The following is a 12,534-nucleotide window of genomic DNA, read 5'->3' as shown; positions in this document are numbered from 1 at the left end:
GCACCGCAGTACCGGCCCAGATCCACCAGGTTTCGAGCCGGCTCCACATAACGAGGCGTCAAACACTGATTTCTCACGTATACCTTCTCATCTCGCTCAACAGGCACGCACCATCTGGCAGTACTGGCACGCCCCGCCTTTGTCAGNGCCGCTTCCCACCCAAACCCCAACACTCCCAACAGGATTCAGGCTGCCCTCAGCTTCACCAGATCGCTGCGACGACCCAGCGACGAAGGTCTCCCACCTCCGTTCGATACAACAAGCGCCTCATGGCGCACCCACGCCGTATGGTGGATTACCCGATGATGGCGAGCGCAGAGCAGCACGAGATTATCGGCGTCGGTGCGCTTGTCCACCGACCAGACCGGCGTGACGTGATGCGGTGTCGTCCACTTAGGACCACGGGTGCAGCCCGGAAACCCACATCCGCCATCTCGGGCGGCCAGATAGCGACGCTGAGCGGGAGTGGCGAACCGAGAAGCATCCCCCACATAGAGAGGCGCGGCGTTGTTGCCGAAGATCGCGGGCACCACCTTCGACTCACATGCCAGGCGGCGAAGTCCGTCCACACTCGACAGCCCGGGGATGTCGAGAAAGGCTTGCCGGACACGGTTCTCCAGCTCCGCGAGGGTGACCGAAACGGTCATCACGGCGCGTTCACCGCCTTGGGTGGCCAGTTCGTCGCAGCGGGCGGCCAGGGCGATGATCTCGGCGAGTGCGTCTCCGGCGCGTTCGGCGGCGGCGCGGGTATCGTGTTCGCCGGTCTCGGGGTTCTTGTGTGGTTTCGCCAGCGGCCCGAGCAGCCCGTCGAGCACTTCGGCGGATTCAGCGTCGAGTTCGCCGCTGAAGCGCATGCTGCCGTCCTTGCGGCGCGTGATGTCCAATCGCCGCAGTGGGTTGGCCTCCTCGCGGTCTTTGTCGGCTGGTGGCGCGGTGTCCTGATCCCAGATCGCGTGCAGCCGGCGGCAGGCTTTCCGCACGGTCTCCGGCCCGGCCTGCCGAGCCAGCTCCACCAGGATCCGCTCATCCGCTTCACGTTGCTCGACCGGAATCTCCGCCGGGCACGCCTGACAGGTCGTGGTTATCGCCTGGACGTGCTCTGCGTTGATGTCCCCGGCAGTCAGGGCTGCGCCGGTGGCGGCCAGCGGTGGGGGTTGCGGCACACCTGTCAGCGACGACGAAGGCATGGTTGCCCGAGCGTGCTCGATGCGCTGTTTGGCTTCCCGCGCGGAAATCCGCAGGGTATCCGTCAGGAACGCGGCGGTGTCCTTGAACCCCAAGGACTTTCCCAACCTGCGTTGCTCGCTCTCGCCCACGACCTCGAGCATCTTCGCGTAGGCGATCCGCAGCTTTTCCTCACGCGCCGCCACAATCGCGGCCAGGTCCCGATCGGGAACCTGCCACAACTGGGAAGCGGGAGTCTGCTCGGACATGCGACCATTCTATCAAGTTTAGAGCATGTGTTCGACACTCGTTTGGGTTAATGTGATGTGTCAGGGTCAACGCAGGAAGTCGCAAGTAGTGCCGGAAGCGCTGCCCCGCGAGTTAGCAGCGCTTCCGGCTGTTGCTGGGTTGCCGGGGTTCGGTCAGATTGTTTCGGTGGCGAATTGTCCGGCCTGGACCAGGACGATCTTGCGAGCGGAAAGCTGGCTTGTTAGTTCCGGGCCAGCGGGTCGCCGACCGCATCATGGCGGTCCTCGGCGGCGGGGATCCGTTGGACCGCGCCCAGCGACTACTCGAACAAATGCTGCCGCTCGATCGGGACCGGACCGGACCGACGAAGTGGCGATGCAACGGCTGCACGGCTCACAGTGGGTTGAACTCGCCCAACGGCGCCGTGCAGAAGGGGCCGCCGACGTGCTCGGCGGCGATCCCGGTCGGCGCGGGCTTGTCCGCCAACTGGTCGGCGTAGACCTCGGCGTCGTCCAGCGACTGGTAGCCCAGTGCTTCGGCTTCGGCCAGGGAGTAGATCCGCCGGGTGTTGTCCGAGACGCCCCAGATCAGCCGGTAGCCGGGCGACGGCGCGCTGAGGCAGGCCTCGAAGAGCCGCGCGCCGTCGCCGGGGGAGAGCCACGTGGTGAGGCCACGCGGGCCGAGCGGCAGCGGGGTTTCGAAGCACGAGCCGATCCGGATGACGATGACGTCCATCCCGAACCGCGAGTGGTAGAGGCTGCCGAGCGCCTCGATCGCGGCTTTGCTTACGCCGTAATAGGTATCCGGGCGCGGCGAGGAGTCGGCGGGAAGCCCGGTGGCCCCGGCGATACTGCCCTCGTCGTTGCGGCGGAAGCCGACGGCGTGGTTGCTCGACGCCAGGATCACCCGTGACACCCCCGTTTCCCGCGCGGCCTCCAGCACGGTGTGGGTGCCGTTGATGTTGACGTCGAGGGTGGCTTCCCAGGAGTTCTCCCTGCTGTGCCCGCCCAGGTGGATCACTGCGTCGACGCCTTCGCACGCGGCCGCCATCGCCTTGGCGTCGGTGACCGACCCGGTCAGCAGTTCGACGGCCTCACCCGGCTCGGCCGGGGGCTGCGGGGCGAGGTCGAGCAGGCGCAGCACCCGGCCCTCGCGCCGTAGCCGGGGCCGCATGAGGGTGCCGACGACGCCCGCCGAACCGGTGATCAGCACGCGCTGGTCTGCCATGAATCCAGGTCCTTTCCCAGGGAACGTCAGTCCGGAGTGGACTGTGGGGGAGGGGTCAGCGGATCCCGGCGCGGCGCAGCCGCCGGCCGAGTTCCGCAGTGGCCTCGGCCAGCAGTTCGCCGACCAGCTTGGCCTCGGCGTCGTCGGCCTCGGTGATGGGCATCGAGCAGCTGATCGCGTCGGTGCCGGGGATCCGGTAGGGGATCACCGCGGCCACGCAGCGGACGCCGGGGGTGCCCTCCTCGATTTCCGAGGCATAGCCGCGTTCCCGGGTGATGGCGCATTCGGCGTGCAGCGCTTCGCGGGTGGTGATCGTGTTCGGGGTGAGGGCGGGCAGTTCGGCCGGCATCAGCTGGTCGATCTCGTCGTGGGTCAGCTCGGCCAGCAGCGCCTTGCCCAGCGCGGTCGCGTGGGTGGGCAGCGTCCGGCCGACGCGGGAGATGAGGTGCGTCGAGCGCCGTGCCTCGCGGGTCTCCAGGTAGACGACCTCGGTGCCGTTGCGGCGCGCGAAGTGCGCGGTGAAGCCGGTCTTCTCGCGGATGCGCTCCAGCGCCTCGGTCGCGAACGGGACGACGGGGTCGCGGTCGAGGTAGGCGGTGCCGCAGAGCAGTGCGCGGACGCCGAGCCGGTACCGCGCGGTGTTCGGGTCCGACTCCAGCCAACCCGCGTCGAGCAGGGTCCGCAGCAGCCCGTGCAGGCTCGACCGGGGGAAGCCGGTCCGCGCGTGGAGGTCCGAAAGGGACAGCCAGACGTCGTTTGCCGCGAAGGTTTCGATGAGGTCGACCGCGCGACGGGCCGACTTGACCCCGGCCGTCTCCTTGGTATCACCGGCGGACCCGGGACCAGTGAACACCGGGGTGTCCGCCTTCTGTGGCATCCGCGCTCCTCCAACCGGCCGTTGACTTGTGATCACGGCTATATTAGCGTCCCGAACAGCATTCTTGTAGATGAACACTATCACTATAACAGACTCCGTTCATGGATGTGAACGACCGCATCACCGTGGACGCGGAAGGGAGTCAGCGGTGCACGTACTCGACTGGGCGATGATGTGCGCTTATTTCGGGCTGATGGTGCTGATCGGCTGGTGGTCGCACAAACGGGTCGTCGACGTGAAGGACTTCTTCACAGCGGGCGGGAAAATGCCCTGGTGGCTGACGGGCATCTCGCACCACATGTCCGGCTACAGCGCCGTCCTGTTCGTCGCGTACGCGGGCGTCGCGTACACCGACGGCATCACCGTGTACTTCTGGGGCATGGCCAGCATCGGTGTCGGCGTCGCGATCGGCAGCTGGCTGTTCGCGGCCCGCTGGAACCGGCTGCGGTCGAAACTCGGTGTGGCCTCGCCGCTGGAATACCTCGCCAAGCGGTACAACGTGCCTACCCAGCAGGTGCTGGCGTGGAGCGGCAGCCTGCTGAAGGTCTTCGACATCGCTTCCAAGTGGTTCGCGGTCGCGACGCTGCTGAACGTGTTCGCCGGGGTGGACTACAACGTCGGCATCCTCATCACGGGTGTCATCACGCTCTTCTACTGCACTGTCGGCGGCCTGTGGGCGGACGCGCTCACCGAGCTCGGCCAGTTCATCATCCAGGCCGTCGCCGCGATCGTGATGATCGTGGTCGTGCTCGGCAAGCTCGGCGGCATCTCGGCGCTGTGGACCATGTGGGACAAACTGCCCGCGGCCCACGTCAACCCGACGACCTCGAAGTACACCACGATCTTCCTTCTCGTCTACGTGCTGGTGAAGACCTTCGAGTACAACGGCGGCATGTGGAACCTGGCGCAGCGCTACATGGCCGCGCCGAACACCCACGCGGCCCGGCGCGGCGCGCGGCTCTCCGCGGGGCTGTACCTGGTCTGGCCGCTGGTGCTGATGTTCCCGATGTTCGCCGCGCCGCTGCTGATCCCGGGTGTGCAGAACCCCAACAACTCCTACGCGATCATGACCACGACGTTCCTGCCGCCCGGCCTGATCGGGCTGGTGCTGGCCGGGATCTTCTCGCACACCATGGCGATGGTCTCCTCCGACGCGAACGCGATCTCGGCGGTCATCACCCGGGACATGATCCCGGTGATGTTCCGCAAGGCCCGGCAGTGGACCGACACCCAAGGCCTGAAGGCCGCCCGCATCACCACGGTGACCTTCGTGGTGCTCACCATGATCGTGGCGACCCAGGCGCAGAACCTCGGCGGCGTGCTGCAGATCGTGGTGAACTGGGTGGCGGCGTTGATGGGCCCGATCTCCATCCCGCTGCTGTTGGGCATGCTGGGATGGTTCCGCCGGTGCGGGGCGAGGGCCGCGATCGTCTCGTGGGCGGGCGGCCTCATCGCATACGGACTGGTCTACTACGTGTTCGACGTCAGCCAGACGGCGCTCATCGCGACGCCGGTCCTGATTTCGCTGGTGCTCTACATCGCGCTGGGGCTGATCGCGCCCGAGCGGAAGGACAGCACCGACGTCATCATCGACACCATCGACCGCGACGACGAGGTCGCTTCGACGGGCACCAAGGAGGGCTCCGGCGTGCCCGCCTGACACCGGCCGACGCCCGGCCACCACCGACAAGGACGAAAAGAGCAGAAACTGATGGCACAGCCCAAGATCGAGCTGGACGGCCTGCTGGCGTTCCCGGTCACCCCGTTCACCGAGGGCCTCGAGCTGAACCTCGACGCGTTCGCGGAGCACGTCGAGAGCCACGTGGCCGCCGGGGCCGGCGCGGTGTTCGTCGCCTGCGGGACCGGCGAGCTGAGCTCGCTCTCGCCCACCGAGCACGCGGCGGTACTGGCGAAGGCGCGCGAGGTGGTCAACGGCCGGGTCCCGGTCTGGGTCGGTGCGGGCGGGGGCGCCGCGACGGCGCGGTCCGCGGTCGCCGCGGCGGAGGAGGGGGGTGCCGACGGCGTGCTCCTCCTCCCGCCGTACCTCGTGTCCGGCCCGCCCGCCGGGCTCGTCGACTTCGTCCGGTTCGCGGTCGGCGAGTCGTCGGTGCCGGTGATCGTCTACCACCGCGGCACCGGGGTGTTCACCGCGCGGACCGCGGTGTCCCTTTTGGACATCCCGTCGGTGGTGGGGCTCAAGGACGGCTTCGGCGACGTCGAGCTGATGACCCGGATCGTGACCGCGATCCGGTCCGTCGGCACCCAGCGGGCGCGGGATTTCCTGTTCTTCAACGGGCTGCCGACCGCGGAGGTCTCGGCGAAGGCGTACGCGTCGATCGGTGTCGCGCAGTACTCCTCGGCGGTGCACTGCTTCGCGCCGGAGATCGCGCACCGCTTCCACCGTGCGCTGGCCGAGGGCGACAACGCCGTGATGGACGCCCTGCTCAACAGTTTCTACCTGCCACTGGTCGCGCTCCGGGACGAGACGCCGGGGTTCGCCGTGTCGCTGGTCAAGGCCGCCGTGCGGCTGCGCGGGGACAAGGTGGGGCCGGTGCGCCCGCCGCTGGTCGCGCCGACGCCGGAGCAGCTCGACCGGCTGGCGCAGATCGTCGAAAACGGCTTCACCGCACTAAAGGCGCTGTGACATGCAAATCCAGGATGTAGTGCTGACGCCCGTCGCGTTCGCGGATCCGCCGCTGCTCAACGTGATGGGCGTGCACGAGCCGTTCGCGTTGCGAAGCGTCGTGCAGGTGATCTGCGAGGACGGCGTCGTCGGGCTCGGCGAGTCCTACGGCGACGCCGCCTTCCTCGGCGAGGTGCGCAAGGTCCTGCCGCGGCTGCGCGGGCACGACGTGTTCGACCTGCCGGGGCTGCGGCGGATCGTGGGCGAGACCCTCGCGGGCACAGTGCTCACCGACGAGCACGGGCTGATCGGCGGGTTCTCCATCCGCAAGACCCTTTCGAGCGTGTTCTCGCTGTTCGAGGTCGCCTGCCTGGACGCACAGGGGCACGCGCTGGGCCTGCCGGTCGCCGACCTGCTCGGCGGCAAGGCCCGCGACGAGGTCGAGTTCTCGGCGTACCTGTTCTACAAGTACGCCGCCCATCTCGACGGGTCCGAGGACTCGTGGGGCGAGATCGTCACGCCAGAGCAGCTCGTCGGCTCGGCGCGCCGGATGATCGACGAGTACGGGTTCCGCTCGATCAAACTCAAGGGCGGGGTTTTCGAGCCGCGACGGGAGGTCGAGGGCATTCACGCGCTCGCGGAGGCGTTCCCCGGGCATCCGCTGCGGATCGATCCCAACGCCGCGTGGACTCCTGACACCGGGATCGCGGTGGCGAAGGAACTCGACGGCGTCCTGGAGTACCTCGAAGACCCGACGCCGGGCATCGAGGGCATGGCGAAGGTCGCCGGGCACGCGAACATGCCGCTGGCCACCAACATGTGCGTGGTCGACCAGGGCGACATCGAACCCGCCTTCCGTGCACACGCGATCGGCGTCCTGCTGTCGGACCACCACTTCTGGGGCGGGATGCGGGCTACCCAGGCGCTTTCGGTGACCTGCGAGAGCTTCGGTGTCGGGCTGTCCATGCACTCCAACAGCCACCTCGGCATCAGCCTCGCCGCGATGGTGCACGTAGCCGCCGCCACGCCGCATCTCACCTACGCCTGTGACACGCACTGGCCGTGGAAGTCCGACGACGTGATCGCGCCGGGCGCGCTGGAGTTCCGCGAGGGCGCGGTGGCGGTGCCGGACAAGCCGGGGCTCGGGATCGAGCTCGATCCGGACGCGCTCGCGAAGGCCAACGAGCGGTTTGTCCGATGTGGACTGACGAAACGCGACGATGTGACCTACATGCGCAAGTTCGAACCCGGCTTCGAGCCGAACACGGCGAGGTGGTGACCCGGTGAAGGTGACCGGATACGCCTACGCCTGGGACGTGCTCGACGCACCCGGCTTCCCCGACCGCGCGGCCGAGCTGGAGGCCGACGAGGTCGCCGTGGCGCTGTCCTACCACAGCACCCGTGCCGCGACCCCGTGGTCGGAGAACGGCAGCTCGGTGGTGGCACGGCACGCGGCGTTCTACCGTCCGGTGCGCGAGCAGGCCTGGCAGGGCAAGGAACTCCGTCCGTCCACTCCGGACTGGATGACACGGCCCGACAGCGGCGGTGATGCGGTCCGGCTGCTCAACGCGGCCGGGATCCCGGCGGCCGCCTGGCTCGTGCTCACGCGCAACTCCCAGCTGGGCGCGGCCTTCCCGGATGTCGCCGTGCGCAACTGCTTCGGCGAGGTCTATCCGTGGGCGCTGTGCCCGGCGCAGCCGGCAGTTCGCGAGTACTCGGCGACGCTGACCGCGGAAGCCGTCGACGGACTGGAGCTCTCGTCGGTGATCCTGGAGGCCTGCGGGCCGCTCGGCGTGGTCCACCAGCACCAGCACGAGAAGACCGACGGCGTCTGGGCGCCCGCGGTGGCGCGGCTGCTGTCGGTGTGCTGTTGCGCCGCCTGCGCCGGGGGCTGGGCCGAGCGGGGCCACGACGCGGAGACTGTCCGCGAGCAACTGCGTGGCGAGGTGCGGCGGCTGATCGCGAGCGGTGACCTGACCCAGACCGGGGACAAGCTGTTGCCCTCGGTGCGCGACGGCATCCTGGAAACCCGGCAGGCCGCGACCGACGCGCTGCGGCGCGCGGTGCTGGACTGTCTCCCTTCCGGTACCCGGATCGTGCTGCACGGCGCGCTCGATGAGTGGGTCACCGGCGCGCTGCCCGGCCTCACCCCCGCCGCGCCCGCCGACGCCGACGCCGTCGTCCTGCAGAACTGGGCACCCGGCCAGTCCAGTGTGGACGCGGTCGCGGTGGCGCGGGCGAAGCTCCCCAAGGACGTCGCCGTCGGCAGCTATGTCACCGCGGTGGCGGCCGGCCCGGTACCCGACATCGAGGCCTACGTCACCGAACTCGGCAAGGCCGGGGCGGACGAGCTGCACCTGTACCACCTCGGGCTCGCCGGACCCGCCCGCTGGCCGGACCTGCTGGCCGCGAGCGCCGCCGCACACCGCCGCTGAGAATTGCGCTTGAGGAGTAAGGAAAGCATGAGCCAGGAAACCGACCGTGTCACCCTGGAAGAGATCCTCGCGGCCGCCGCTGCCGCCGCGAGTCCCGCCGCGGCCGCGACCCCGGCCGAACGTGCGCGGTGGCTCGGCGCGGTCGCCGACGCGCTTGACGCCGCCGCTGAGGAACTGGTCCCGCTCGCGCACGCCGAGACCCACCTACCGGCGTCGCCCCGGTTGCGGGGAGAGCTGAACCGGACGACGTTCCAGCTGCGCCTGTTCGGGAAGGTCCTGGCCGACGGCGAGTACCTCGGTGCCACCGTCGACCACGCGGACCTCCAATGGCCGATGGGCGCGCGCCCGGACATCCGCCGCGTGCTCGTCCCGCTCGGCCCGGCACTGGTGTTCGCCGCGAGCAACTTCCCCTTCGCGTTCAGCGTCGCGGGCGGCGACACCGCGTCCGCGCTGGCGGCGGGCTGCCCGGTCGTGCTCAAGGCGCACCCCGGCCACGAGGAGCTTTCCACGCGTACCGGCCAGATCGTGCGCGAAGCACTCGTCGCGGCCGGTGCGCCGGAGGGCATGTTCGATGTCATCCACGGCGTCGAGGTCGGCGTCACCGCCCTGAAGGACCCCCGGATCGCGGTGGCGGCCTTCACCGGTTCGGTGCCCGGTGGCCGGGCGCTGTTCGACATCGCGGTGTCCCGGCCGGTGCCGATCCCGTTCTACGGCGAGCTCGGCAGCGTCAACCCGGTCGTCGTCACCCCGGGTGCGATCGCCGCGCGCGGCGAGACCATCGCCAAGGGCTACGTGGGGTCGTTCAGCCTGGGCGCCGGGCAGTTCTGCACCAAGCCCGGCCTGCTTTTCCTGCCCGAGGGGCACGGCCTCGACGACGTCCTGCGCGAAGCGGTGGGCGCGGTGGCGGCCCAGCCGATGCTCAACGACCGCATCGCGTCCGGCTACGAGCACAAGCTCCGCGAGTTGCGCGCGGTGCCTGGTGTCAGCGTCGTCGTAGCAGGCACGGCCGACGGTACTGGGGATGTTTCCGGGTTCACCCCGACCCTGCTGGCGACCACGGCGAAGCAGTTCCTCGCCGGCGGGGCGGTGGTGCACGAAGAGTGCTTCGGCCCCGCGTCGATCGTCGTCACCTACACCGACCAGGCCGAACTGCTAGACGTGCTGGCCACCCTTGAACCCGGGCTGACCGCGACGGTCCACGGCGAGGAGGACGAGGCCGACCTCGTGGCCGGCCTGCTGCCCGCGCTCACCCGGATCGCCGGGCGCCTGCTGTGGAACGACTGGCCGACCGGCGTGACCGTGAGCTGGGCCCAGCAGCACGGCGGCCCGTACCCGGCGACCACCGCGCCGACCACCACCTCGGTCGGCACCGCGGCGATCGAGCGGTTCCTCCGCCCGATCGCGTGGCAGGGCTTCCCCGACGTCCTGCTGCCCGAGGCGCTGCGCGAGGCCAACGAGTGGCGGCTCCCGCGTCGGACCGACGGCATGCGTTGACCCGGTAACTCCTTATCCCTTCCCGCAACCAACCGACGACGCTCGGAGGTTCCGCCATGCCCGTGTCCAGGAGAACCGCCCTGCGGGGCGGCGCGATCGCGGCCGCTTCGATCGCGCTCACCGCCACGGCCCGTCCCGCGTTCGCGGCGAACGAACCTTCTTCGGGTGCCGCGTGCGCGTCGATCGTCAAGGCGTATCGGGAGTTGCAGACTGGGATCAACCGGCCGTCGCCGGAGCGGACCGAGGCGCTGGCGAATCTCGGACGCGTCGCCCAGGCTTACAACGCGAGCATGTCGGTCACTTCCGGTCCACTATGGACGGACCTGCCGTTCGGGCCGGGCAGCGACTACACGACGTCGATGTACGCGCGGCTGCGGGCGATCGCGGTCGACTGGGGCACGCCGGGCGGGACGTCCTCCGGCGACCCGGTCGTCCTCGACCGGGTCAAGCGTGCGCTCGATCTGTTGTACACCAACCAGTACAACGAGAACACCGCCGAACTCGGCAACTGGTACACCTACGAGATCGGGATCCCGTACTACCTCCTGCACACCCTGTCGGTGGTGGCCGACGAGCTCGATCCGGCCGACCTCGCGCGGTACCTCCGGCCGGTCCTACGGTTCGTGGACGACCCGAACCGCCGGACCAACAACTCGAGCATCGTGGAGACCGGCGCGAACCGGGCGGACAAGTCCCTGATCGCGATCGTGTCCGGCGCGATGCTGGGAGACACCGCCCGCATCCGCAAAGGACTGGACGCGCTCGTCGACGCCGAGGGCAACGGCGCGGCGAGTGTCGTTGCGAAGCTCGACAAGGCGGCGGGGGACGGGTTCCACACCGATGGTTCGTTCATCCAGCACGACTCGATCCCGTACCCCGGGCACTACGGGATCGTCCTGCTCACCGCGCTGGCGGGCACGATCCACGTCACCCAGGGCACGGAGTTCGCGCTCCCGGAGGCGCTGCGGCAGCAGATCTTCGCGCTGGTCGCCGACAGCTTCGCGCCCTTCGTGTACGCGGGCGCGATGATGGAGCCCGTGCGTGGCCGGATGCTCTCGCGGCAGGGTGAGACCGGGCACGACATCGGGCATCAGCTGACCGTCGCGGTCGTACTGCTCGCGCGTTCGGCGACCGGAGCCGCGAAGACGGAGTTGGGCGGGCTCGCGGCGAAGTGGATTGACGAGGGCACGTACGCCCCGTTCCTGAAGATCCCGGACCCGGAGCGGTTCGCGCCCGGCCCGGACCTGGTGGCGATCCCCGGCATCGAGTTCGCTCAGGAGATGCTCGCGACCGGGGTGCGGCCCGCTCCGATCGTCGCCGAACACCGGATCTTCGGGCAGCAGGACCGGATGGTGCACGTCACCGAGGGCTGGTCGGCCTCGCTCGGCGTCGGCTCGACCCGGATCTCCCGCTACGAGTCGATCAACTCGATGAACCTGCACGGCTGGTACACCGGTGACGGCGTGCTGTACACGTTCCTGCCCAACGCCAAGGGGCACTACACCGACGCCTACTGGCCGACCGTCGATCCGCTGCTGCTGCCGGGGACGACGGTGAAGACCGGTGCGACCGGCCCGCTGGGACAGGTGCCGCTGACGAAGAACGCGCACACCGGCGGTGTCCGGTGGTCCGCCGGCCATGGGGCGTACGCGCTGGACTTCGTGTCGGCGGACGGCACGCTGACCGCGAAGAAGTCGTGGTTCTTCACCCCGTCCGGGGTGGTCTGCCTCGGCGCCGGGATCACCGACGCCTCCGGCGAGCGGGTGCGGACGGTGGTGGAGAACCGAAGCCTCGGCGAGGACGGCTCGGGGGTGCTTCTGGTCGACGGCAGGCCTTCCCGCGCGGCGCTGGGCGAGACATCCACTGTGGACAACCCGCGCTGGCTGCACCTGGCGGATGTCGGGGGTTACGTCCTGCTCGACGACGCGCGACTGACGACGCTGCGCGAGGACCGGACCGGATCCTGGCGGGACATCGACACCGGCGCCAACACCAAGGGCACCACGGTGCCCTACACCCGGCGTTACCAGAAGCTGCTGATCGAGCACGACGTCAAACCGTCGGGCGCGCGGTACGCCTATGCCGTTCTCCCCGCCGCGAGCTGGGTCGCCACGGCGGCATCGGCAAGGTCGTGGCGGGTGCGGGCGAACACGGCCTCGGTACAGGCGATTCGCTTGTCGGACAACACCTTGCTGGCGAACTTCTTCGCCGAAGGCTCGGTCGAAGAGGTGAGCGTCTCGGGCCCGGCGTCGATCGCGTTGGGGCGCAAGGACGGCCGATGGCAGCTCGCCGTTTCCGACCCGACCCAGCTTCAGGAAAGCGTGACCGTCACGGTGCGGGGCAAGAAGGTCGTTGTGCCGTTGCAAGGAACCTATGGCGCCACGAAGGTGGTGCCGCTGTAGGACAACTCCGTACTTCACGGCGTTGCCGGCAGCTGGCCCGGAGAGGTCGATGAGACTCAATAA

Annotated in this window: 9 protein-coding genes; 6 read left to right on the top strand and 3 right to left on the bottom strand. The window is 69.2% G+C overall.

Annotated features, from left to right (window positions below; genetic code table 11):
* Window positions 1-185: 185 nt before the first annotated feature.
* The 3 genes from A3CU_RS47965 to A3CU_RS0133320 all read right to left on the bottom strand — a co-directional run bounded on the left by A3CU_RS47965 (window position 186) and on the right by A3CU_RS0133320 (window position 3,517).
* A complete protein-coding gene (locus tag A3CU_RS47965) occupies window positions 186-1,433 on the bottom strand; it encodes an HNH endonuclease signature motif containing protein (protein ID WP_052372616.1) in 1,248 nt (415 codons plus the stop codon).
* Window positions 1,434-1,806: 373 nt separating this feature from the next.
* Window positions 1,807-2,640, bottom strand: coding sequence for an NAD-dependent epimerase/dehydratase family protein (locus tag A3CU_RS0133325; RefSeq protein WP_027945903.1), 834 nt, complete (start codon window positions 2,638-2,640; stop codon window positions 1,807-1,809).
* A 55-nt stretch (window positions 2,641-2,695) separates the two neighbouring features.
* Complete coding sequence (locus A3CU_RS0133320) at window positions 2,696-3,517, bottom strand: IclR family transcriptional regulator (RefSeq protein ID WP_027945902.1); 822 nt, start codon at window positions 3,515-3,517, stop codon at window positions 2,696-2,698.
* Window positions 3,518-3,665: 148 nt separating this feature from the next.
* Here A3CU_RS0133320 and A3CU_RS0133315 point away from each other — a divergent pair, with 148 nt between their 5' ends.
* From A3CU_RS0133315 to A3CU_RS0133290, 6 genes are read left to right on the top strand one after another with little or no spacing between them, the layout of a single operon-like run.
* Window positions 3,666-5,177, top strand: coding sequence for a sodium:solute symporter family protein (locus A3CU_RS0133315; protein ID WP_027945901.1), 1,512 nt, complete (start codon window positions 3,666-3,668; stop codon window positions 5,175-5,177).
* Between the two features lie 51 nt (window positions 5,178-5,228).
* Window positions 5,229-6,161, top strand: a complete 933-nt coding sequence (locus A3CU_RS0133310) for a 5-dehydro-4-deoxyglucarate dehydratase (RefSeq protein WP_027945900.1) — start codon at window positions 5,229-5,231, stop codon at window positions 6,159-6,161.
* A 1-nt stretch (window position 6,162) separates the two neighbouring features.
* Entirely contained in the window at window positions 6,163-7,419 is a 1,257-nt protein-coding gene (locus A3CU_RS0133305; RefSeq protein ID WP_027945899.1) for a glucarate dehydratase family protein, read from the top strand.
* Window positions 7,420-7,423: 4 nt separating this feature from the next.
* On the top strand, window positions 7,424-8,575 hold the full coding sequence (locus tag A3CU_RS0133300) for a hypothetical protein (RefSeq protein ID WP_027945898.1): 1,152 nt from the start codon (window positions 7,424-7,426) through the stop codon (window positions 8,573-8,575).
* Between the two features lie 27 nt (window positions 8,576-8,602).
* Window positions 8,603-10,069, top strand: coding sequence for an aldehyde dehydrogenase (NADP(+)) (locus tag A3CU_RS0133295; RefSeq protein WP_027945897.1), 1,467 nt, complete (start codon window positions 8,603-8,605; stop codon window positions 10,067-10,069).
* 56 nt (window positions 10,070-10,125) lie between these two features.
* On the top strand, window positions 10,126-12,471 hold the full coding sequence (locus tag A3CU_RS0133290; RefSeq protein WP_027945896.1) for a polysaccharide lyase 8 family protein: 2,346 nt from the start codon (window positions 10,126-10,128) through the stop codon (window positions 12,469-12,471).
* Window positions 12,472-12,534: the final 63 nt, after the last annotated feature.

The organism is Amycolatopsis taiwanensis DSM 45107, assembly GCF_000519205.1.
GTDB lineage: Bacteria > Actinomycetota > Actinomycetes > Mycobacteriales > Pseudonocardiaceae > Amycolatopsis_E > Amycolatopsis_E taiwanensis.
This window is presented reverse-complemented; position numbering and strand designations above follow the sequence as displayed.